Raw genomic sequence first — 20,257 nt, 5'->3', positions numbered from 1 at the left:
TTGGAGCGGGAAACCGGGTTCGAACCGGCGACCTCAACCTTGGCAAGGTTGCGCTCTACCAACTGAGCTATTCCCGCCAAAAATAATGGCGTCCCCTAGGGGACTCGAACCCCTGTTACTGCCGTGAAAGGGCAGTGTCCTAGGCCACTAGACGAAGGGGACGCCGCAGCACTTCCTGTTGCAAGCAGTTGCTTATCAACCGAAGTGGCGCGCATATTACCAGCTTCCCGAATACCGTCAAGCGCAAATGAAAAAAAAATTCATTTTTTTCATCGGCTTGGTCACTCTCTATCCAAGTTGTGCAGTATCCGCGCAGATCACCGCTCTTCGAGGTCTAACGACGCAGAATTGATGCAGTATCTGAGCCCGGTCGGCTTAGGACCATCGGGAAAAACATGGCCCAAATGCGAGCCACAGCGGGCGCAGGTGACTTCCGTACGCACCATGCCGTGGGTGGTGTCACGGTGTTCATCGACCACCCCATCCGCCATCGGCTGATAGAAACTCGGCCAACCGGATCCGGAATCGTACTTGGTCTCTGAGTCAAACAGCGCCTCGCCGCAGCAGCGGCATTTATAGGCACCTGCAGTTTTGGTATCCCAATAACGACCCGTAAAGGCACGCTCGGTGCCCTTCTGCCGACAGATATAAAACTCTTCCTCGCTCAGGCCAGCTTCGGCTTTCCACTCAGCATCACTTTTTTTGACGTCTACCACGCTAAACCCCTCACTCGACAGCATTTTGATGACTATAATAGGCCGCTTTCACGCTGACAACGAAACCCTTGGGCAATAACCATGAAGTCCTATGTAAAATCCAAAAAGCTGGCTGATGTGTGCTACGACATCCGTGGTCCGGTGCTGCGTCAGGCCCAGATCATGGAAGAAGAAGGTCATCGCATTCTGAAACTGAACATCGGGAATCCGGCGCCCTGGGGTTTTGAAGCACCGGAAGAAATCATTCAGGACGTAATTCGCCAGCTGCCGGATAGCCAAAGTCAGGGCTACAGCGACTCCAAGGGCCTGTTTTCCGCGCGCAAAGCAGTAATGCATGAAACCCAGCGTCTGGGCATCCCCAATGTTGAGATGGAAGACATCTATCTGGGAAATGGCGTCAGCGAGCTGATCCAGATGGCCACCTCCGCCCTGCTTAACAACGGCGACGAAGTGCTGATTCCGGCACCCGATTACCCGCTCTGGACTGCCTCGGTGTCTCTGGCCGGCGGCACACCGGTACATTACCTGTGTGATGAAGAAGACCAGTGGCAGCCCGATATCGCCGACATCCGAAGCAAAATCACCGACAATACCCGCGCTATCGTCGTGATCAACCCCAACAACCCGACCGGGGCGGTTTATTCCGAAGCCATCCTCAAGGAACTGGTCGCTGTAGCGCGCGAATTCAATCTCGTGCTGTTTGCCGACGAAATCTACGACAAGATTCTCTACGACGAGGCCGAACACATCCCGCTCGCGCGACTGGCAAGCGGTGTGCTGTGTATTACCTTTAACGGCCTGTCGAAAACCTACCGTCTGGCAGGTTTTCGCAGTGGCTGGATGTTCATAACCGGCGACAAATACCGGGCTGAAGATTACATCGAAGGCATCAACATTCTGACCTCGATGCGCCTGTGTGCCAATGTTCCGGCGCAGCAGGCGATTCAAACCGCGCTGGGCGGCTATCAGAGCATCAAGGAATTGATTCGACCGGGCGGCCGCCTGCGCGAGCAACGCGATCTGGCCTGGAATATGCTGAACGAGATTCCCGGTGTGAGCTGCGTCAAACCCAAAGGCGCACTCTACCTCTTCCCGCGGCTCGACCCAGAGATTTACCCCATCGAAGACGATGAGCGCTTTATTCTGGACCTGCTGCGCGAGGAAAAAATGCTGGTCGTGCAAGGCACCGCCTTTAACTGGCCCAACACCGACCACCTGCGTCTGGTCACCCTGCCCCGGGCCGATGACCTGCGTACGGCGATTGAACGTCTCGGCAATTTCCTCGCCCGTCGCCGCTGACTCTGCCGCTAAAGCCGGCAGTGCAGCATTTTCAGGGCGGGCTCACCGGCTTCCGGAAAGTCGGCTCGCCCGTCGAGAAAGCCCACTACCTCGATTGATGGCAGTTCAGCCCTCACCAGCTCCAGAAAATACTCCCGGCTGAGATAGGGCGCATTCAGACACAGCAATAACTCGGCTCTTCCTTCCACCAGCTCAGGTATCCGCCGCAGTATGCGGGCGTAGTCCTTACGTGCATCAAAGCTGCCTTTTTGAAAGGACGGCGGGTCGACCACCAGCACATCGTAGGGCCCCAGCGAACGAATACGCTTCCAGGACCGGAAGATATCGTAGCCGAGAAAGTCGATATCCTGCATCGACAGGCCATTCAAGCGGTGGTTGTCGCGCCCGGTGCGCAGCGCGGCCTTAGCCATATCCACATTAACCACCCGCGTCGCGCCTGCCGCTCGTGCCGCCACAGAAAACGCGCAGGTATAGGCAAACAGATTAAGAACGCTGCGCCCCTGACAGCGCTCTCGCAGCCAGTCCCGCCCCGGGCGCGCATCCATAAAGTAACCTGTGTTCTGCCGCTCACCCAACTTCAGGGAAAAACGCAGCTCACCCTCCAGCGCCTCCAGGCTCGAGGGCGCGTCACCCCACAGCCACTGGCAGTGTGTGGGACGCTCGTAGCGATGCTGAACACAGGCAAATTCGCGCACTGGGCGGCATTCCTCCAACGCAGCCAGTATCGCGGGCCAGAGCTCAGGGTTCGGTTCGCGGAACAGCACCACCCAGAGGCCACTGCCGAAATCATCCACCGTGAGCCAGTCAAGCCCCGGGTAGCAGCCACCGCGCCCGTGAAATACCCGCCAAGCCTCACCGTGGGAGACATCTCGAACAGCGGCCAGCGCCGCTTCCAGTCGGCTCAGCTCACTCGCCACTGCAGCTCACTCTGTACAGCACTGAATTGCGATAGCCGGTAATGACCCGCACATAACCTTCCATAGCAAGGTCCAGCTCCCGGTCGTTGGTATCGACCAGCAAGGGCCGACTGTCCAGCTCGGTCAGTTTGGTTTTGGTAGCCACGACCCACAAATTCTGCGGACCCGCCCGGCGAATCACTGCAGGACTGATCTGCTGATTGCCGCGACCGAGAATATGCCCTTGCCCGCCAATGGCGGTCACAATAATGACCACCTCGCCAGCGTGCTCCTGGCACAGCTTTTCCAGCGCATGGGCGCTGAGATCCTTACCCAACTGGCGGCCACCGCATACTGCGTCGATACCCAGCAATGTGTTGTCCAGACCCAAGTCGACCATGATGCCTGCTGTGGTTGAACCGGGACCGATGATATAGAGCGTGTCGTCTTCCATCAGCTCGACGACTTCCGCAGCAATGTCTGCCACCGCCAGCTCCTCAACCTCCCGCCCCGACACCTTGGTCACCTGCAGGTAGCGCCCCAATTGAGGCACTAGCAGCTCACCGTAGTAACGGGTACTCACCCGTCCCTCACGAAATGCCGCCTCGTCAATATCGCGTACTTCCTCGGTATCGACATCCACCCATTCGCCGCGCGCCATGGCAGCCACGATCTCCGCCGCGCTTTCCGGAGAGACAGCATAAACCCCGGAGTGCATTTTCACGCCGGCGGGCAAGCCCAACACCGGCAGGTCACTGCCCAGAGCGCGGAAGATATCCCGCGCGGTGCCGTCGCCGCCGGCAAAAAGAATCAGGTCACATCCAGCCTGTCGCAGAGCACCCGCGGCATCGACCGTGTCCTGAGCCGTCGATGGCTGCGTCGCAGGCCTGCCCACCAACTGAATAGGCCAGTCTGCAGCCACGTCTGAGCCCATGGCGCCCTCGAATGCGATTAACTGAATACGGTCTTTCAGCGGGCTGAGAACCTGAAGCGCTCGCTGCATACGGGGGCCGGCGCGCTGCTCAAAACCTGCGGCCAGGGCGCTTGCCGCGGCCTCGCCATCGCTGCCTTTGAGGGCGGCCGGGCCGCCAAGCCCGGCCAGAGGGTTAACAATTATTCCTAGCTTAAACAATTAGTTGAAAAACCTTTTGAACGACGTTTATAACTTTGCGAATAGGTAAAAGTCCCAGTTTGGCGACAAACCAAATATTGCCATACTTTAGCGAACGAAAACCTGTAACAATCTGAATCTAACCTGAACTCGTACAGCAGCATTAAGGTCAGAGAACAAACAAGAGGCCCAAGCAAAACATGAACGTGATGCAGAAGCGAACGCAAGCGAACACCGAAGCCGACATGGAAAGCCTGTTTCAGGGCGCCATCATCGACGAGAACGGTCGGGAAATTCCCATTACTCGGGAAATGATTACCGAAGCCTGCCACGAACTGGAAAACAGCCGCCACCACTACGCACTAGATTACAGTGCGCAACGCGACAAGCGTCTCTCTTAAGGGTACAGGCAGTGCGTCTTCTCCGCTGACTTCCAATACTGCCAACTCTCTTCGCGCCGGGTAGTTCCGGCGTAGCTCGTCAAACTCTGCGCCGCCGACAAACGTCTGTCGCAGGCGCCGATCATCCTCCCGAAGGTCATATACCGCCAGCACCGCCTGGCGAATCAAAGCCAGCTCATCCAGCTCGCCGGAAACCCGTATTGTCGGGGCCGGCGCCAGAAAGTCGGGCTCGACCTCGGGCAATGTTGCTCCCCAGTGTTCTGCCAAGGCCTGTGCTACCTGAGTCACTCCCAGCCATTTGCCATCCTGGCTGTAACCCGCGATATGGGGCGTAGCAATGTCGCACTGGGCCAACAGCTCGGCCGAGATATCCGGCTCTCCCTCCCAGACATCCAGCACCAGCTTCAGATCTGGTCTCTTGACCAGCAATTCCTGCAACACCCGGTCTGGCAGCACTTCGCCGCGTCCCGCATTCAGCAGCACCGCCCCTTCCGGGAGCTCCTGCAAGGCTTTTGCAGTCAGCATACCCGCAGTCGGGTGTGGTCCCTTGCGGGTCAGCGGCGTGTGAAGGCACACCAAATCACTATTAAGCACCGCCTCTAACGAATCAGAAATGGGACATTGTTCGATATCCAGAAGAGGGTCATAAGCCCGACAGGCTATCCCCAAGGCCGCCAGCCGCCGGTGCAGCCGCGACCCCACATTGCCATAGCCGACAATGCCTACCTGCCCGCCGCCGCGCAGAGTTTCGAGCAGGCCCGGCAGCGCACAGATGGCGCTGAATACATAGTCCACCACAGAATTGGCATTGCTGCCCGGCGCGCTGCACCAGCGAATGCCGGCCCCGTCCAGCCAGCGCGTGTCCAAGTGGTCGGTGCCAATAGTGGTTGAGCCCACGAACTGCACCTGACTGCCTCGCAAAAGCTGCGCGTCTACGCGGGTAACGGAACGTACCAGCAGTGCATCCGCAGCGTTGACCTCTGCGGCAGTCAGCTCGCGGCCGCGAAAGCGGCGCACTTCTCCCAGCGCAGACAGCAGTTCTTCGGCTGCGGGGATATTTTCGTCAACCAGAATCAGGCTCATGCGTTTTCCATATCCCTCAGCAGACGGTCAGTCCAGGCTTCGCCACAGCCAATTTCCAGCAGATAGCTGCGCAGGTCTTCAACCCGGCAGCGAAACAGGAAAGGCTTGCAACTGCGCAGCCTCAGGGCACGATCATTGAGCCGTGTCAGGGAGCGCGCCAGATAGACCTGCTCTCTGTGTTCAAGCAGCGCCTGACGCAATCTCGCAGCGCCCCGCACGGGAAGCTCTTCCAGCCGGTTGAGGTCGGCGTAAAGGCCATCGATATCGCCAAAATGGCCCAGCAATTCGGCTGCGGTCTTTCGGCCTATGCCGGGCACACCGGGTATCGCATCAATACTGTCCCCCATCAGTGCCAGCCAGTCAGCCACCTGCTCCACCCGCAGGTTTTGCCCCGCTTCCCACTCCGCTTTGCGCAGACGCCTGGCGGCGGCATAATCCCACCACTCATCGTGTTCGGCGCGCAGTGCCTGGGCCAGATCCTTGTCGCGACTGACCACGGTGACCGGCAATCCCTCCTGCCCGGCGAGACGAGCCGCAGCGGCAATATAGTCGTCCGCTTCAAAACGCTCGCAGGCATAGCTGGCAATCCCCATAACTTCGCCGAGCCGGCGGCAGGCGCCCAGCTGGAAAGCCAATGCCTCATCTGGGAGAACCCGGTTACTTTTGTAGTCCGGATACAGCTCATGGCGATAGCCGCTGCCTAAGCTTTCATCGTAGGCCGCCATCAGGTAGGTGGGACGCGTTTCCCGGATAAAGTTCACCAGAAAGCGGGCATAACCATACACCGCATTGAGTCCATAGCCCTGCTCGTTAAACCAGCGATCCGGCATCGAGAAATAGGCACGGAATATATAGATTGAAGCATCGATACAGTACAGGCGGCTCAAGGCTCCTGCCCTCGCAATATCGCCAGTGACGGCACTTGTGGGCGGGTGCCAAAAGCCGCCGCCAATGCGCGGTAAAACCGCGCCGCGCGCGGCGGCAGGCCGGCCTTATGGTAATGCATGGCCTGCTGCCAAACTGCCAGCTCGAAGCCAAAGGGATCCAATGCTACACCGCTGAGATTATCGATACTCACCCGAAACCCCATTCCCGCCGCCCGGCTCAGGGCCCACTCTATCGCCTGGGGCTTGACCTCAACCCGCTGGAACGCCCGCTGCTGCTCCGCATTGCGCCCGTCCTGGGCATACCAGTAGCCAAAATCCACCTGCTGACGGCGCTGCTCGCCCGCCACGCACCAGTGGGCGACTTCGTGCAGGGCACTGGCCGGAAAATCCTCACGGCTGAATATTCGTGCACACTCGCGCTCATTGGCGGGCAAATACAAGGGCTCGTCGGCGCCAGGGCAAAGGCGGGTGTTGAAATCCCTGAACTCGCCGTTGAATACCTCAACAATGCGATTGAGAAGGGCCCGCTCATTCCAGAATGCTTCAGCAGCAATAGCCTCAGACATTAAACAAAAGTCCGGTTTTATGATCGGCGGGCGTATCGCTCTCCACCACCGGCGCCAGGCCGGCCAGATGCTCGCGATAGGCGGCACTGAGCAGGTCGCCAGCGCTGAGCAGATGATTCAGGTAGTTTTCCTCGACGTGCAGCTCGCTGGCGATATAGGCGGGATTGGCCACATAAACCCAGGCCCAGATAACACTCTCTGCCGCCGCAACCGGAAACTGTTCCCGGCTGTAGCGCACCGGGGTGCCCTCGAAGGGGTCCATCACCTCGATATCCCCGGCCAACTGGTACAGAACGCCCTCAACGGTGCTGTCCGGGGCATAAGCGATATTGGCGTAGGCGATACCGGACTTGTTGTGAGCGCGCTTGTTGAAGCACAGGGCATAGCCCGGCAATTGCGCCGCTTCGTGCCGGTTGAAGGCCAGGCCCCGCGCCCGCATGCGCTCGGGGTTCATGTTTGAGCCGTAGGCAAAGTAAAAATCCGTCATACCGGGCCACCAAAGTGTCGTGCGGCGCATTCTAACAAAATGCTTTGCCCCCTTGGGGAAATCGGTATACTGAAGTTGTCGCTGAAAGGCATTACTGTGAAATCGGGAGGCACTATGGCCCCACGTGAAGCAGCAACACCCTCGGCTAATGTGGTTCCGTTCCCGGACAGGAAGAAAGACCGGGAACTCGAGCGAATCGCACGCATAGTCCCGGAGCATGACGGGCTGTGCATCCTCTACTCACACCATGCACTCTCCAGAGAAAAGCTCTTTGCCGGCAAGATCTTATGCTGGGGAATTCAGAATGACGGTGAAGTCGTCGCCCTGCTGCCCTGGCTTAATGGCGTGGTGCGTAGCACCGAGCTGACCGACCCAGACAGCGGCTGCTTTGAAGGCTATTACGACCCTGTCAACGAAGTCATTTTCACCGAGCCTCCCGCCCCAAAAGTTGCCGAGCTGGAAGTCGCGCGCAAGCACTATCGCCGTGAAAACCTGCCCGCCACTGCCGTGGTGCAGGAACTGCCAGACACCATCGGCAGTCACGCCGCCTGCATCGTGGCGCAGCATCTGGCACTGTTTGAGGTGAGGAGCTGGCAACTGCTGGCCAGCGGCGAATTTCAGGCCATGTTGGCCGACCCGGAGAAGCAGACCCAGACCCCAATCCTACCGGGGGATCGCTGCCTGTATGCCGCCCAGACACAACCTGGGTTTCGCTACTTCTTCCAGTACCACATCGCCAACCAGATAAAGGCTGGCGATCCGGTAGCGGTACGGGCGCTGGAGCGCTTGCTGGAATAGGCGGGGAAAGGGTCAGCCGCCGGCACCCTTGCGCACTCGGTAGATGTAGTGGTCCCCCTCCTCTGCTTGAAAAAACAACTCGTGGCCGAGGAAGTTACAGAACTTGGGGATATCGCGGGTAGTGGCAGGGTCGGTAGCCAGTATTTCCACCGTTTCGCCTTCGGCCATATCCCGGATACGGCTGTGCAGCATCATCACCGGCTCAGGGCAAAACAGTCCGGACGTATCGAGCTGGGAATCACAGTCAGTCATGGCACATCAATCGGCGGTAGCGGTAGGAATCAATCGGTTGAGCGAACCGCCCAGGTTTCGGTTTCCGGAGAAAAGGCGATGACGGCCCGCTTTTCCTCAAGGGCCTTGCGCAGACGGGCCACCTTGTCTTCCATGCTGAGTTCGACTTCACCGTAATCGGTTCCATCCCGCGTCACCAGCTCTTCGAGCAGGCCCTGCAATGCCTCTGGCGTCAGTTTTTGCCAGGGGATCTCAACGCCATCGGGAGCTTCATCATCAGTCATTGACCGGTTTCACAAACTTGAGCGTCATGCGGTCACTCTCGCCAATAGCGAGGTATTTCATCTTGTCTTCGTCACCCAGGCGCAGGGAAGGCGGCAGAGTCCACACCCCTTTTGGATGAACGGTATCGTCCAGCGGATTAGCGTTGATTTCCGAACGCGCCACCAGCTTAAAACCCGCCTCCTCGGCCAGCTCTATTACGGTGGCTTCAGTGACGTAGCCCGTTTGAATCATGGCTTCCAAATCCGTTCCCGGTTTTGCGCGGTGCTCTACCACGCCAAAAATACCGCCCGGTTTCAAGGCCTCAAAGGCCGAGGCGAAAACCGACTCTGCGGTACCGGCTTTCAGCCAGTTGTGTACGTTACGGAAGGTAAGCACCCGGTCCGCCGTACCCGGCGTAATCATCCGGGTAAACTTGGGCGGCTGCAGAACAGACAGCACGACCGCATCGTAAATACGCGGGTTTTCCGCCAGCTTTTCTTTGTAGCGCTCAAGGGAGTTACGGTAGTAAGCGACTTCACTGGCGGGAGAAAAATGCGCTGCGTGCAGACTGCCGCAGCTGCGCAGCACCGGCGCCAGCACCTCGGTATACCAGCCGGCGCCCGGCCAGATTTCCACCACCGTGTTACAGGGCTCAACCTCAAAAAAGGCGAGCGTCTCGGTGGGGTGGCGGTATTCATCGCGCATGCGGTTGGCGTGGCTGCGATGTTCCGCAAGCTGCATATCAGACCAGGTTGGATTGGCGGGTTGTATACAGGCAACAAGCCCGGCCACAAGAGCGACAATAATACTGATTTGTATGACAGCTTTATTATTTTGGTATTGCGCTGTGCTATTCACGTAATAACTTCTCGACACTGCTGACTTTGTCTTGCATTGATTGGACTCGATCGATTCGAGTACCAACCTTCAATGTACTGCTTATGCGGGGCGCGCCCATTTCATGAACCCGCATATGACAGCGTTTCACCGCTGCCATCACCGCCTCCCACTCACCCTCAATGTTAGTGCCGAAGGCGTGGAGCGAATGATCGAGATTGGCCTCTGCGAGTATTCGCTGACATTCGGCAATATAGGGAGACAGCGAAAGGTCGTCTCCGGTTCCCAGAGGGATAATGCAGAAGTCTACTACGACTCGCATGGCCCAGTCCTTGTGATACCTCACAAAAGAGCTTACATATCAATCGCTAAACCTACTATACTCACACAGAAAATCAAGTACTGGAGCCCAGTGTGAGCCAATCTGTTGTCTTCACCTTTATCGGCCGCGACCAGCCCGGGCTGGTCGAAAAGCTAGCCTCCACCGTCGCCGATCACGGCGGCAACTGGCTGGAAAGTCGCATGAGCCAGTTATCCGGACAATTTGCCGGAGTGGTTCGCGTTGCCGTTGCACCGGAATCTCAGGAAGGCCTGCGTCAGGCTCTGGAAGGTCTGGCGTCTCACGGACTGACCATCGTCAGTCACGCCAGCGACGATGATAGCACGTCCGACAGTGGATTATTCCTGCATATTGTCGGCAATGATCGCCCCGGCATCGTTCGCGAGGTCTCTCGCGCCCTCGCCCGCCAGCAGATCAATGTGGTCGACATGCACACGGAAATCACCTCCGCGCCCATGACCGGCGACCCGCTGTTTGAAGCCAGCGCCGAAATTCAGGTGCCCGAGGGTGTTGACCGGGACGAACTGGAAGACACTCTGGAAGCCATCAGCGAACAGCTGGGCGTTGAAATCGATTTGAAATAAGTCGCTACTGCCGCAGTTTTCTGACAATCGCGCTGGCCACCAGGGCCAGCAGCATAATCGCCAGCACCCCGCCTACGCACACCGCCAGAAAGGCTAGCACCTCACCAACCGGCACATCAAAGATATGAATGGTGGACCACACCAGCAAGGCGGTCGCCAAAACCGCCAGCGCGGGCGTACTGTACTTGCGCCAGCGGCGGTAAAGCTCAGGAAGGCTCAAAACAGCTCACTTGTAACAGGCAGGAAAAAAGGCACTTAAAAGGAAGTCTCGTGAGTCCACTCACAGCGCATGGCCATGTTTGAACTGTTGGGCTCGTGAAAGTCGGAATCGGTTTCCCAGACAAAGGTGTGAATGCCGTTGTAAAGGGTTTCCAGATGCACCGTCGCTGACACCCAGTACATACCGCGCAACACCCGCTCAAACTGTTTTATCCAGGTATTCCACTCGTGCTCGATGGCTTTGTAGGAACTGCCAAAATGAATAACGTCGGTATGTACTTCGTCAAGGTCCACCGCCGCCGGCGCGGGTGCGAACATTTCACGGGAGAGCAGCGGCCAGCTGTCGGCACTGGGAAGGCTTTCCATGACGGAGCGATTTATCAAACGGCGTTCATGGGCCTGATCGCCGCCACCCACCATATCGCGAATACAGCCGTACACGATTGATTCTGCCATAACCGTTTATAATTCCTGGAGAAATTGTTATGGCCATCTATGTTACCTGCCACCCAGGCTTTGGCCAAGCAAATAAACGCCGCAAAGATCACACTGTCAGCCTGCGCTCCTGAAGAAAGAACCAGGCCAGAACCAGAGCCACCAGTGAGGCAGCGACTGCCATCAGGAAAGTGACTTCCGCGCCAAAGTCCCAGAGCACGCCGCTGAGTATCGCGCCAAGCGCACCGCCGCCGCCGAAGCTGACGCCGCTGTAGAGCGCCATGCCCTGCCCCTGATAGCCCTTGAAAAACCGCCGCACCAGCTCCACCGCAACCGCATGCGAGCTGCCGAAGGTAGCCGCATGCATAAGCTGGGCAAAAAACAGGATTACTGCGTTATCCGCGAAGTAGCCAATCAGTCCCCAGCGCAGCACCGACAAGGTCAGGCTCACCAGCATGATATTGCGCAGACTGAAACCCGCCATCACCCTATGCATCACCAGAAACAGCACAACTTCTGCAAGCACGCCCAGCGACCAGAGCATGCCGGTGACCGTCTTGCTATAGCCCAGCGCCTCAAGGTGGATACTGAAAAAGGTGTAGTACGGGCCATGCGACACCTGCAACAGCGCGCAGATCAGCAGAAAGGCAATAACCGTTGGTGAAGAAACAATGGTCCAAAGACTGCTTTCTCGCTGGTCGCGCTGATCATTACCGGGTTTCTCCGACACCGTCAGACTACTGAGCCAGATACCGCCCAGCAGCAGCACATAAATCCACGGCAGCAAACCTATGGAAAAATAATCGAGAAATGCGCCGACACCGGCCACGGTGACAATAAAACCCACCGAGCCCCATACGCGAATCAGACTGTAACGGTGGTACTGCCCTTCAAGATGGGAAAGCGTGACCACCTCGAACTGGGCCAGCACCGCATTCCAGAAGAAACTGTAGCCAACCACAATAGCCATCAGCCACCAGAAATCGCTGCGATAAAACACACCGAGAAAAATAAGCAGAGCGAGAAAGGAGCCGAGCCGAATAATGAAGGAGCGCTTGCCGGTTCTGTCCGCCAACCAGCCCCACAGACTTGGCGCGACCACCTTGGTCGCCATCACCGCTGAAGACAACGCGCCGATGGCTACTGCGCTGTGCCCCAGCTCCTGAAGATAAAGCCCCCAGTAAGGAAGCCAGGCACCGAGCAAGCCAAAATAGGCGAAGTAAAAGGCCGACAGGCGTCCGTAGGGAAGCGGCATACCTCAGTCGGTAGCAGCTTGTCCGGGCGCCTTGCCTGGCACAACGGGCGTCGCTACCTGGACATCGGCATTTTGGCCGCGATGGCGCAGGAAGTGATCCATCAGCACCAGCGCCACCATGGCTTCGGCTATGGGTACCGCGCGAATGCCCACGCAGGGATCGTGGCGGCCAGTGGTAACAACATCCACCGCCTTGCCATCAACATCGATGGTTTCGCCGGGAATCAGAATACTGGAGGTGGGCTTCAAGGCGATAGAGGCAACAATATCCTGCCCCGAGCTGATTCCGCCCAGCACCCCGCCGGCGTTATTGCTTTTAAAACCCTCCGGTGAAATTTCATCCCGGTGTTCACTGCCCCGTGCAACCACCGCATCAAAACCGGCACCGATCTCAACGCCTTTCACCGCATTAATGCCCATCAAAGCATGCGCCAGTTCTGCGTCGAGACGGTCAAATACCGGCTCGCCGAGCCCCGGCGGTACATTACTGGCGACAATCGTGAGCCGCGCGCCGATCGAATCGCCGTCCTTGCGCAATTGCTGCATAAAGCCTTCCATCGATTCGATTTTGCTCGCATCCGGACAGAAGAAGGGGTTGGTTTCCACCACATCCCAGTCAACCGAATCAATACTGATCGGCCCGAGCTGGGACAGGTAGCCGCGCACCTCTATGCCACAGCGCTGACGCAGATATTTTTTAGCGATCGCGCCAGCGGCAACCCGCATGGCGGTTTCACGGGCAGACGAACGGCCACCGCCGCGATAGTCGCGCACACCGTATTTGTGGGTGTAAGTGTAGTCAGCGTGCATCGGCCGGAAGCGATCTTTGATCTTGCTGTAGTCCTTGGAGCGCTGATCGGTATTCTCAATTAGCAGGCCGATCGACGTACCGGTGGTTTTGCCCTCAAACACACCGGACAGGATCTTGACCTCATCATCCTCGCGCCGCTGGGTGGTATAGCGTGACGTACCCGGCTTGCGGCGATCGAGATCGCGCTGCAGATCAGCTTCGGTTAGCTCCAGCCCCGGCGGACAGCCATCCACCACAGCGCCCAGTGCCAGACCGTGGCTTTCACCAAAGGTGGTAAGGGTAAACAGTTTTCCGAAGGTATTGCCGGACATCGCGCTCTCACAGCCAATCGCAAAAGAAATTAATTATACGTGAATCACCCGCCCCCGTCAGAGCGCAGGCAGATCATCCTTTGAAATCACAAACACGCCGTGGCCGCCGCGCTCGAATTCCACCCAGGTTAACGGCAGCTCCGGGAAGGCCTCGTCCAGCGCCCGCCCGCTGTTGCCGACTTCCACCACCAGCAAGCCACCTTCGTTCAGGTGCCCAGCCGCCTGCTGCAGGATACGGCGGGTAATATTCAGGCCGTCATCCCCCGAGCCCAAGCCCAGCGCAGGCTCGGCGTGATACTCGGCGGGCATGCCAGCCAGATCTTCAGCGTCTACGTACGGCGGGTTGGAAACAATCAGATCAAAGCGCTGACCTTCGAGGCCCGAAAACACATCCGACTGCTGCGCCGTCACGCGGTCTGACAGGCTGTGGCGTTCGATATTGCTACTGGCCACTGCCAAGGCATCCGCCGACACATCGCTCAACACTACGCGCGACTCGGGAAAGGCAAAAGCGCAGGCAATACCGATGCAACCGCTGCCGGTGCACAAGTCCAGAATGTGCTCGGGTTCGACGTCGCCCAACCAGGGCTGGAAACCGACGTCAATTAATTCGGCCAAGGGTGAGCGCGGCACCAGAACACGCTCATCCACATTAAAGGGCAGACCGGCAAACCAGGCCTCGCCCACCAAATAGGCCACGGGTATCCGCTCGCTGATGCGCCGTTCAACCAATTGCTCCAGTTGCTGACGCTCTGTTTCTGTCAGACGCCCATCCAGCAAACGACGGTCCAGATCGAAGGGTAGTTTCAACGCGCCACAGACCAGATACCAGGCTTCATCCTGAGCATTATCAGTGCCGTGACCATAATAGAGACCCGCCGCGTTAAAGCGTGAAATAATCCAGCGCAGATAGTCTCTGACTGTTTCGAGTTCCCGACTCATTGAAATGGGAGTTCCTTGCACAAAAGGTCGCCAGTTTACTCTATTTTATACCGGCAAACCCGCGCAGCTAACCGGACAGTAATGGTCAGCCCTGTACGCTTTTGCTACCATCGCTTTCCCTTTGATCAGCCGTCGGACAGTACAGTGGAAAAAGCCTTTGCCGAAATCATCAAAAGTGTGGGAGAAGACCTGGAGCGGGACGGGCTTGTCGACACACCCAAACGCGCCGCCAAGGCTTTCCAGTTTCTGACCGAAGGCTACCGCCGCAAGGTGGATGACGTTGTAAACAACGCGCTGTTTGAATCCGACTGCAACGAGATGGTGATTGTCTCGGATATCGAGCTCTACTCGCTGTGTGAGCACCATCTGCTGCCCTTTATCGGCAAGGCCCATGTCGCCTACATTCCGTCAGGCAAAGTTCTGGGCCTGTCCAAGGTCGCTCGGATTGTCGACCTGTTCGCCCGCCGCCTGCAGATCCAGGAGCAGCTGACCACCCAGATCGCGCAAACCGTTCAGGAAGTCACCAACGCCGCCGGTGTCGGCGTCATCATCGAAGCCAAACACATGTGCATGATGATGCGCGGTGTGGAAAAGCAAAATTCCATCATGCGCACCTCCGCCATGCTCGGCGAGTTCCAGAATAATCAGGCAACCCGCCAGGAGTTTCTGTCTCTGATATCCGGCAGCCGCTAGCGGGTCAGCATATCTGCAGCTTTTTCCGCAAATCTCTTTGCCTCTTCGTCCGACGCCTGTGACAGATCAACCGCAGGCGGCGGCACGTTCAGGCCTTTCTGTACCGCCGGTCGCACGCGCATCCGCTCCATCCAGGCCTGCAGGTTATCCAGTCCCTCGACTTCCACGCCCGCCCAGAAGTGCACATGCACCCAGGTGAAATTGGCGATATCGGCAATACTGTAATCATCCGCCAGCCAGTCGCGCCCTTTTAAGCGTCCGTCCAGCACTTCGTACAATCGACGAGTTTCGTGCTGATAGCGGTCAATGGCAGGCTGAATCTTTTCCGGAAAATAGCGGTAAAACACATTGGCCTGTCCCTGCATTGGGCCGACACCGCCCATTTGGAACATCAGCCACTGAATAACACTGTACTTTCCCTTCGGGTCGGTGGGCATCAGCTTGCCGGTTTTCTCCGCGAGATACTGCAAAATCGCACCGGATTCAAATACCGTGATATCCGCATCGCGGTCAATAATCGCGGGAATACGACCGTTGGGATTGATCGCGAGAAACTCTGGCGTTTTCTGTTCGTTCTTGTCCAGCGCAATAGCCTTGAGCTCATAGGGCAAGCCCAGCTCTTCCAGCGCGATGGAGGCCTTCCAGCCATTGGGAGTCGCTGCAGTATACAACTCGATCATGTTAGCCCTTCTCCTGTGCCAAAAACTCGAGGATCAGCTTGGCAATAGTAGCCGCGCCATCCTCCATGTGAAAGTGGTGGCCCCCCGGCAGGCTTTCAAGCTGACATTGCGGAATCAGACGGATCAATTCATTAAGCTCCGGAAACTGGGCGTAGCCCTTTTCCGCGACAATCAACAATACCGGCGGCATCAGTGCCTTCAGAAAAGCCTCAATATGCGCTGTCGACAACTTGAACGCCGAAGCGCCCTTTAGCCGCTGATCGGCTCGCCAGAGCCAACCACCCGTCACCGCCTTTGCGCCGCGCTCGGCCAGCACCCGGGTCGCGGCTTCGCTCATGCCGGTTGTGCGCTGACGCAGCGCGATAAGCTCATCCAGTGTTGGGTAGACTTTGCCAGGCTTGGTAGAAAGCGCTTTAGCATCACGCAGGAAGTCACCCAGTTGCTTTGGGGACTGATCGATGGAAACAGCCATCGGCACCAGGCCGTCAAGGCAGACCAAACGTTTGACCCGCTCCGGACAACTGGCAGCCAATAGCATCGACATCATCGCCCCTCTCGAATGGCCCAGCAGATTGAATTGCTCCCAGCCCATCTGATCCGCCACCGCCAACAGTACCGGCAGGTCGTCCCAGATATTGTAGGTGGCATGCGCGGGTCGGTCATCGCTGAGCGCATTGCCGGGCATATCAAGGGCCAGCAGTGGCAAACCCGCCTCGCCCAGTGCGTTAAAACTGGCCGCATTATCGAGCCAGCCATGCACCGCCAGCACCGGCTCTGTCGACCCAGCATCTCCCGGCCACCAGCGCCCACACACTTTCAAGCCGTCAATATCAAAAACTTTTTCCTGTACACTCACTGGCAGCTCGCAATTGTCTGGTAATTTGGGGCATGTCGCAGCCAGCGCAGGCGGCCTACACCAGCGGCCACAACAGGCAATTCAATCAACGCCATACTGGCTGGCGCCATCACTTCTCGAAGCTCATCGCCACAGAACCACGTCAACGCATGACTGAACAGCGGATTGTGGCCGATCAAAAGCAGACGCTCTGCGTCGGTCTGAGCGATCGCTTCTTCAAGCCTTTCCAATGACACATCCGGTGTCAGCGCTTCGCTGTTTTGCGAATTTGTATTCGGATAATGAGGTGCAAAAGCTTCGGCAGTCTGCTGCGCCCGGGCGTAAGGGCTGACAAGAATTTGCTGTGGTTGCCAGTGGGCGCTCAGCCAGGTCGCCGCCGCCTTGACCTGAGAAAGACCGCCAGGGGTGAGACAGCGCTCGCGGTCACTGTTTGCCCGCATGGAGGCCTCACCGTGACGAATGAAAACGCATTCCATCAGCGCAGACTGAAATCTACATCCCGGGTCTGATCGGCGCTCATCATGGTCGCGACCACCTCATCCAAGGATTGTCCGTTATAGATAATGGCGTAAAGACCCCGTGCAAGCGGCATATGCACTTCTAACTCCTCAGCCTGGGCATACAGCAGCTTGAGCGTATTCACCCCTTCTGCCACCTGACCCAGTTCAGCCACGACCGCATCCAGATCCTTACCCTGCCCCAACGCATAGCCAACCCGATAGTTGCGACTCAGTGGCGAAGTACAGGTGACAAACAGATCGCCGACGCCGCCCAGCCCCATAAAGGTCATGGGGTCTGCGCCTTTTTTCACCGCGAAGCGACACATCTCGGCCAGCGATCGGGTTATCAGGACACTCTGAGTGTTGCTGCCCACGCCCATGGCAGCGGCAATGCCGGAGCAAATGGCGTAGACATTTTTAAGCGCACCACACAATTCAAGACCAAAGGTATCTTCACCGGCGTAAACGCGAAAGTAACTGCACTGTAACAAGCGCTGAATGGTATCGGTCACCTCGCTGTCCCGACTGGCAACTACGGTGGCGGTGATCTGTCGCTCAGCCAGCTCCTTGGCCAGGTTGGGGCCGCTCATTACACCCAGACGGGCATTGGGCAGCTCTTCATGAATCACCTGACTCATCAGCTTGAAATCATCGCCATCGGCCTCAATACCCTTGGTGGTACTGATCAGTATGCAGTCATCACTGAGCAGCCCCGCCAGAGTTCGTGACACTTCCCGACAGGATTTGCTGGGCACCGCCATAAAGACAACATCGGCGGCCTGAACGGCTTTCGCCAGATCGGTGGTCGCCCGCAACGACGGGTTCAGGGCGACTCCCGGCAAATAGGTTTCATTGACCTGATGCTGGTTGATTTCAAGGGCCCGCTCTTCACTGCGCAACCAAAGCTGCACCGCATGACCGTTGTCAGCCACAATATTGGCGATGGCGGTACCGAAACTGCCGCCGCCGAGTACGGCAACACGATAGGACTTCTCGGACATAATTTATTCTTAACTCTGCCGCTGTGGCAGGCAGTCTACCACAGGGAATTGGGGATTTATTCGCAGGCCAGGTTCCCGCCTGCAACACCGCTGCAGGCGGGAACCACTATAGCGAGATGCCTAGCGGGACAGCTCCAGAAGCAGCTTATTCAGCTTGCGGATATAGGCGCTGGGATCGTCAATATCGGCACCTTCAGCCAGATGCGCCTGGTCAAACAGGATCTCCACCAGATCGCCAAAACGATCCTCGTCGGTTTCCTTGTCCAGCTTCTGCACCAGCGGATGCTCAGGGTTAAGCTCAAAAATCGGCTTGCTGTCGGGCACGTCCTGACCGGCCTGCTCCAGAATGCGCTTCATCTGCATGCCCAGATCGTAGTCACCCACAACCAGACAGGCCGGGGAGTCGGTCAGGCGGTTGGTAACACGCACTTCCTGTACCTTGCCCTCGAGAATACCCTGCACCCGCTCCACCAGATCCTTGTGTTCCTTGGCCAGCTTTTCCTTTTCTTTCTTCTCTTCTTCCGCGTCCAGCTCACCCAGATCCAGCTCGCCGCGACCTACGTCCTTGAACTGCTTGCCGTCGTACTCGCCCAACTGATTCATCAGCCAGTCGTCAACACGATCGGAAAGCAGCAGCACTTCAATGCCTTTCTTGCGGAACACTTCCAGGTGTGGGCTGTTGCTGGCCATCACATGAGACTCGCCCACCACGTAGAAAATATCCTTCTGCCCCTCTTTCATACGAGCGATATAGTCGTCCAGCGAGTGGGTCTGCTCAGGCTTATTGTCGTGGGTGGTGGCAAAGCGCAGCAATTTGGCTATTTTTTCGCGATTGGTGAAATCTTCTGCAGGCCCCTCTTTCAATACCTGACCAAAGGTTTTCCAGAAGGTTTGATACTTGTCCGCATCTTTTTTCGCCAGTTTTTCCAGCATGTCGAGTACACGCTTGGTCAACGCCGCCTTCATGGAATCGACGTTGGGGTCTTTCTGCAGAATCTCTCGCGAGACATTCAATGACAGATCATTGGAGTCCACCACACCTTTTACAAAGCGCAGGTACAGCGGCAGGAACTGTTCCGCCTCGTCCATGATAAAGGTGCGCTGTACGTAGAGCTTCACCCCGCGATTGGCATCGCGGTTCCACAGATCAAAGGGCGCCTTTTCAGGAATATAGAGCAGGCTGGAATACTCGAGTTTGCCTTCGACCTTGTTATGGCTCCAGGTGAGCGGCTCATTAAAATCGTGGGAAATATGCTTGTAAAACTCGATGTATTCTTCGTCCTTAACCTCACTGCGATTGCGCACCCACAGGGCAGTCGCCTCGTTAATGGCTTCCAGCTCAGGCAGCGCACCTTCCTTGATCTGCTCTTCGGTTTGAGACTTGTACATCATCACCGGCAGCGAGATGTGGTCGGAGTATTTTTTGATCACCGAGCGCACACGCCAGTCGTCGGCAAACTCCAGCGAGTCATCGCGCAGATGCAGCACCACCTGAGTGCCGCGCTCGGCGCGCTCTACCGGCTCGATCGAGAAATCCGCCTCGCCTGTGGACTCCCAGTGAACCGCTTCGCTGGCCGACAGGCCGGCGCGGCGGGTAAAGACCTCAACCCGGTCGGCCACGATAAAGGCCGAATAGAAACCAACCCCGAACTGACCGATCAACTGGGCGTCTTTTTTCTTGTCGCCGGTGAGGTTTTTCAGATATTCCGCGGTGCCTGAGCGGGCGATGGTACCCAGGTTCTGGATAACCTCGTCCTTCGACATGCCGATGCCGTTATCGGTGATGGTAATGGTCTTGGCGTCTTTATCGGTCACCACGGTAATTTTTAGATCCGGGTCTTCTTCAAGCAGCTCAGGGGCTTCAAGCGATTCAAAGCGCAGTTTGTCAGCAGCGTCCGAAGCGTTTGATATCAGTTCTCGCAGGAAGATTTCCTTGTTGCTGTACAAGGAGTGGATCATCAATTTCAGGAGTTGCTTGGCTTCCGTCTGGAAGCCCATGGTTTCCTTTGCAGCGGTGGCAGACGTGGCAGACATAAAGGGCCCTCGATCTCTGT

Annotated in this window: 26 protein-coding genes and 2 tRNA genes; 5 read left to right on the top strand and 23 right to left on the bottom strand. The window is 57.3% G+C overall.

The annotated features are described in order from the left end of the window. Window position 1: 1 nt before the first annotated feature. The 3 genes from ABY734_RS06505 to msrB form a co-directional block, all read right to left on the bottom strand. A tRNA-Gly gene (locus tag ABY734_RS06505) sits at window positions 2-77 on the bottom strand. Between the two features lie 9 nt (window positions 78-86). Next, window positions 87-162 (bottom strand) — tRNA-Glu (locus ABY734_RS06500). Window positions 163-317: 155 nt separating this feature from the next. Then, entirely contained in the window at window positions 318-740 is a 423-nt protein-coding gene (gene msrB / locus ABY734_RS06495; RefSeq protein WP_372778189.1) for a peptide-methionine (R)-S-oxide reductase MsrB, read from the bottom strand. Window positions 741-797: 57 nt separating this feature from the next. Between msrB and ABY734_RS06490 the strand changes: the two genes are divergently transcribed. Continuing rightward, a complete protein-coding gene (locus ABY734_RS06490; protein WP_372778188.1) occupies window positions 798-2,015 on the top strand; it encodes a pyridoxal phosphate-dependent aminotransferase in 1,218 nt (405 codons plus the stop codon). Window positions 2,016-2,023: 8 nt separating this feature from the next. On the opposite strand, the gene ABY734_RS06485 is transcribed toward ABY734_RS06490, so the two are convergent. Beyond that, window positions 2,024-2,932, bottom strand: coding sequence for a class I SAM-dependent methyltransferase (locus ABY734_RS06485; RefSeq protein ID WP_372778187.1), 909 nt, complete (start codon window positions 2,930-2,932; stop codon window positions 2,024-2,026). Further along, entirely contained in the window at window positions 2,922-4,043 is a 1,122-nt protein-coding gene (locus ABY734_RS06480; protein ID WP_372778186.1) for an ATP-NAD kinase family protein, read from the bottom strand. The genes ABY734_RS06485 and ABY734_RS06480 overlap by 11 nt, the downstream gene beginning before the upstream one ends. Window positions 4,044-4,222: 179 nt before the next feature. Between ABY734_RS06480 and ABY734_RS06475 the strand changes: the two genes are divergently transcribed. After that, window positions 4,223-4,423 carry a PA1571 family protein gene (locus tag ABY734_RS06475; protein WP_372778185.1) on the top strand — a complete coding sequence of 67 codons (201 nt, stop codon included), beginning with the start codon at window positions 4,223-4,225 and terminating at the stop codon, window positions 4,421-4,423. Here ABY734_RS06475 and ABY734_RS06470 read toward each other — a convergent pair. Genes ABY734_RS06470 through ABY734_RS06455 form a run of 4 tightly spaced genes read right to left on the bottom strand, consistent with a single transcriptional unit; the run spans window position 4,385 to window position 7,446 of the window. Then, window positions 4,385-5,506 (bottom strand): 4-phosphoerythronate dehydrogenase, encoded by a 1,122-nt coding sequence (locus ABY734_RS06470; protein ID WP_372778184.1) that lies wholly within the window; start codon window positions 5,504-5,506, stop codon window positions 4,385-4,387. The two genes, ABY734_RS06475 and ABY734_RS06470, sit on opposite strands and share 39 nt — an antisense overlap. After that, entirely contained in the window at window positions 5,503-6,393 is an 891-nt protein-coding gene (locus ABY734_RS06465) for a 5'-3' exonuclease H3TH domain-containing protein (protein WP_372778183.1), read from the bottom strand. The genes ABY734_RS06470 and ABY734_RS06465 overlap by 4 nt, the downstream gene beginning before the upstream one ends. Continuing rightward, on the bottom strand, window positions 6,390-6,959 hold the full coding sequence (locus ABY734_RS06460; RefSeq protein ID WP_372778182.1) for an elongation factor P hydroxylase: 570 nt from the start codon (window positions 6,957-6,959) through the stop codon (window positions 6,390-6,392). The genes ABY734_RS06465 and ABY734_RS06460 overlap by 4 nt, the downstream gene beginning before the upstream one ends. After that, complete coding sequence (locus ABY734_RS06455) at window positions 6,952-7,446, bottom strand: gamma-glutamylcyclotransferase family protein (RefSeq protein WP_372778181.1); 495 nt, start codon at window positions 7,444-7,446, stop codon at window positions 6,952-6,954. Before ABY734_RS06455 ends, ABY734_RS06460 begins: the two co-directional genes overlap by 8 nt. Window positions 7,447-7,560: 114 nt before the next feature. Between ABY734_RS06455 and ABY734_RS06450 the strand changes: the two genes are divergently transcribed. Next, entirely contained in the window at window positions 7,561-8,244 is a 684-nt protein-coding gene (locus ABY734_RS06450) for a hypothetical protein (RefSeq protein WP_372778180.1), read from the top strand. A gap of 12 nt (window positions 8,245-8,256) precedes the next feature. On the opposite strand, the gene tusA is transcribed toward ABY734_RS06450, so the two are convergent. From tusA to ABY734_RS06430, 4 genes are read right to left on the bottom strand one after another with little or no spacing between them, the layout of a single operon-like run. Next, window positions 8,257-8,496, bottom strand: coding sequence for a sulfurtransferase TusA (gene tusA / locus ABY734_RS06445; RefSeq protein ID WP_372778179.1), 240 nt, complete (start codon window positions 8,494-8,496; stop codon window positions 8,257-8,259). 29 nt (window positions 8,497-8,525) lie between these two features. After that, window positions 8,526-8,759 (bottom strand): YheU family protein, encoded by a 234-nt coding sequence (locus ABY734_RS06440; protein WP_372778178.1) that lies wholly within the window; start codon window positions 8,757-8,759, stop codon window positions 8,526-8,528. Further along, on the bottom strand, window positions 8,752-9,597 hold the full coding sequence (locus tag ABY734_RS06435; protein WP_372778177.1) for a class I SAM-dependent methyltransferase: 846 nt from the start codon (window positions 9,595-9,597) through the stop codon (window positions 8,752-8,754). Before ABY734_RS06435 ends, ABY734_RS06440 begins: the two co-directional genes overlap by 8 nt. Then, on the bottom strand, window positions 9,590-9,898 hold the full coding sequence (locus ABY734_RS06430) for an MTH1187 family thiamine-binding protein (protein WP_372778176.1): 309 nt from the start codon (window positions 9,896-9,898) through the stop codon (window positions 9,590-9,592). Before ABY734_RS06430 ends, ABY734_RS06435 begins: the two co-directional genes overlap by 8 nt. A gap of 92 nt (window positions 9,899-9,990) precedes the next feature. On the opposite strand from ABY734_RS06430, the gene ABY734_RS06425 reads away from it, so the two are divergent. Continuing rightward, complete coding sequence (locus ABY734_RS06425) at window positions 9,991-10,500, top strand: glycine cleavage system protein R (RefSeq protein WP_372778175.1); 510 nt, start codon at window positions 9,991-9,993, stop codon at window positions 10,498-10,500. A gap of 4 nt (window positions 10,501-10,504) precedes the next feature. On the opposite strand, the gene ABY734_RS06420 is transcribed toward ABY734_RS06425, so the two are convergent. The 5 genes from ABY734_RS06420 to prmB all read right to left on the bottom strand — a co-directional run bounded on the left by ABY734_RS06420 (window position 10,505) and on the right by prmB (window position 14,479). Next, on the bottom strand, window positions 10,505-10,720 hold the full coding sequence (locus tag ABY734_RS06420; protein WP_372778174.1) for a hypothetical protein: 216 nt from the start codon (window positions 10,718-10,720) through the stop codon (window positions 10,505-10,507). A gap of 35 nt (window positions 10,721-10,755) precedes the next feature. Beyond that, window positions 10,756-11,175 (bottom strand): hypothetical protein, encoded by a 420-nt coding sequence (locus ABY734_RS06415; protein ID WP_372778173.1) that lies wholly within the window; start codon window positions 11,173-11,175, stop codon window positions 10,756-10,758. Window positions 11,176-11,263: 88 nt separating this feature from the next. Continuing rightward, a complete protein-coding gene (locus tag ABY734_RS06410) occupies window positions 11,264-12,409 on the bottom strand; it encodes an MFS transporter (protein WP_372778172.1) in 1,146 nt (381 codons plus the stop codon). A 3-nt stretch (window positions 12,410-12,412) separates the two neighbouring features. Further along, window positions 12,413-13,531, bottom strand: a complete 1,119-nt coding sequence (gene aroC / locus ABY734_RS06405) for a chorismate synthase (protein ID WP_372778171.1) — start codon at window positions 13,529-13,531, stop codon at window positions 12,413-12,415. Window positions 13,532-13,588: 57 nt separating this feature from the next. Next, window positions 13,589-14,479, bottom strand: coding sequence for a 50S ribosomal protein L3 N(5)-glutamine methyltransferase (prmB, locus tag ABY734_RS06400; protein ID WP_372778200.1), 891 nt, complete (start codon window positions 14,477-14,479; stop codon window positions 13,589-13,591). Window positions 14,480-14,617: 138 nt separating this feature from the next. On the opposite strand from prmB, the gene folE reads away from it, so the two are divergent. Next, window positions 14,618-15,166, top strand: a complete 549-nt coding sequence (gene folE, locus ABY734_RS06395; protein WP_372778199.1) for a GTP cyclohydrolase I FolE — start codon at window positions 14,618-14,620, stop codon at window positions 15,164-15,166. On the opposite strand, the gene ABY734_RS06390 is transcribed toward folE, so the two are convergent. The 5 genes from ABY734_RS06390 to htpG form a co-directional block, all read right to left on the bottom strand. Beyond that, window positions 15,163-15,846, bottom strand: coding sequence for a glutathione S-transferase family protein (locus ABY734_RS06390; RefSeq protein ID WP_372778170.1), 684 nt, complete (start codon window positions 15,844-15,846; stop codon window positions 15,163-15,165). The genes folE and ABY734_RS06390 overlap by 4 nt on opposite strands. Window position 15,847: 1 nt before the next feature. After that, window positions 15,848-16,702 (bottom strand): alpha/beta fold hydrolase, encoded by an 855-nt coding sequence (locus ABY734_RS06385; RefSeq protein ID WP_372778169.1) that lies wholly within the window; start codon window positions 16,700-16,702, stop codon window positions 15,848-15,850. After that, the gene (locus ABY734_RS06380; protein WP_372778168.1) at window positions 16,699-17,178 is read right to left on the bottom strand and encodes a histidine phosphatase family protein; all 480 of its coding nucleotides are present in this window, start codon (window positions 17,176-17,178) and stop codon (window positions 16,699-16,701) included. The genes ABY734_RS06385 and ABY734_RS06380 overlap by 4 nt, the downstream gene beginning before the upstream one ends. Continuing rightward, on the bottom strand, window positions 17,178-18,203 hold the full coding sequence (locus ABY734_RS06375) for an NAD(P)H-dependent glycerol-3-phosphate dehydrogenase (protein ID WP_372778167.1): 1,026 nt from the start codon (window positions 18,201-18,203) through the stop codon (window positions 17,178-17,180). The genes ABY734_RS06380 and ABY734_RS06375 overlap by 1 nt, the downstream gene beginning before the upstream one ends. Window positions 18,204-18,323: 120 nt before the next feature. Then, on the bottom strand, window positions 18,324-20,237 hold the full coding sequence (gene htpG / locus ABY734_RS06370) for a molecular chaperone HtpG (protein WP_372778166.1): 1,914 nt from the start codon (window positions 20,235-20,237) through the stop codon (window positions 18,324-18,326). Window positions 20,238-20,257 lie beyond the last annotated feature (20 nt).

This window comes from Litorivivens sp., assembly GCF_041624475.1.
In the GTDB taxonomy this organism is placed as follows: Bacteria; Pseudomonadota; Gammaproteobacteria; order Pseudomonadales; family Spongiibacteraceae; genus Litorivivens.
The sequence above is the reverse complement of the archived record's forward strand: the minus strand, read 5'-3'. Positions and strand labels throughout refer to the sequence as shown.

What these genes read in the sequence shown, in the direction of transcription:
- msrB (WP_372778189.1), bottom strand. Translation starts at nt 740, where the DNA reads ATGCTGTCGAGTGAGGGGTTTAGCGTGGTAGACGTCAAAAAAAGTGAT.
- ABY734_RS06490 (WP_372778188.1), top strand. Translation starts at nt 798, where the DNA reads ATGAAGTCCTATGTAAAATCCAAAAAGCTGGCTGATGTGTGCTACGAC.
- ABY734_RS06475 (WP_372778185.1), top strand. Translation starts at nt 4,223, where the DNA reads ATGAACGTGATGCAGAAGCGAACGCAAGCGAACACCGAAGCCGACATG.
- ABY734_RS06470 (WP_372778184.1), bottom strand. Translation starts at nt 5,506, where the DNA reads ATGAGCCTGATTCTGGTTGACGAAAATATCCCCGCAGCCGAAGAACTG.
- ABY734_RS06460 (WP_372778182.1), bottom strand. Translation starts at nt 6,959, where the DNA reads ATGTCTGAGGCTATTGCTGCTGAAGCATTCTGGAATGAGCGGGCCCTT.
- ABY734_RS06455 (WP_372778181.1), bottom strand. Translation starts at nt 7,446, where the DNA reads ATGACGGATTTTTACTTTGCCTACGGCTCAAACATGAACCCCGAGCGC.
- ABY734_RS06450 (WP_372778180.1), top strand. Translation starts at nt 7,561, where the DNA reads ATGGCCCCACGTGAAGCAGCAACACCCTCGGCTAATGTGGTTCCGTTC.
- tusA (WP_372778179.1), bottom strand. Translation starts at nt 8,496, where the DNA reads ATGACTGACTGTGATTCCCAGCTCGATACGTCCGGACTGTTTTGCCCT.
- ABY734_RS06440 (WP_372778178.1), bottom strand. Translation starts at nt 8,759, where the DNA reads ATGACTGATGATGAAGCTCCCGATGGCGTTGAGATCCCCTGGCAAAAA.
- ABY734_RS06430 (WP_372778176.1), bottom strand. Translation starts at nt 9,898, where the DNA reads ATGCGAGTCGTAGTAGACTTCTGCATTATCCCTCTGGGAACCGGAGAC.
- ABY734_RS06415 (WP_372778173.1), bottom strand. Translation starts at nt 11,175, where the DNA reads ATGGCAGAATCAATCGTGTACGGCTGTATTCGCGATATGGTGGGTGGC.
- ABY734_RS06410 (WP_372778172.1), bottom strand. Translation starts at nt 12,409, where the DNA reads ATGCCGCTTCCCTACGGACGCCTGTCGGCCTTTTACTTCGCCTATTTT.
- aroC (WP_372778171.1), bottom strand. Translation starts at nt 13,531, where the DNA reads ATGTCCGGCAATACCTTCGGAAAACTGTTTACCCTTACCACCTTTGGT.
- ABY734_RS06390 (WP_372778170.1), bottom strand. Translation starts at nt 15,846, where the DNA reads ATGATCGAGTTGTATACTGCAGCGACTCCCAATGGCTGGAAGGCCTCC.
- ABY734_RS06380 (WP_372778168.1), bottom strand. Translation starts at nt 17,178, where the DNA reads ATGGAATGCGTTTTCATTCGTCACGGTGAGGCCTCCATGCGGGCAAAC.
- ABY734_RS06375 (WP_372778167.1), bottom strand. Translation starts at nt 18,203, where the DNA reads ATGTCCGAGAAGTCCTATCGTGTTGCCGTACTCGGCGGCGGCAGTTTC.
- htpG (WP_372778166.1), bottom strand. Translation starts at nt 20,237, where the DNA reads ATGTCTGCCACGTCTGCCACCGCTGCAAAGGAAACCATGGGCTTCCAG.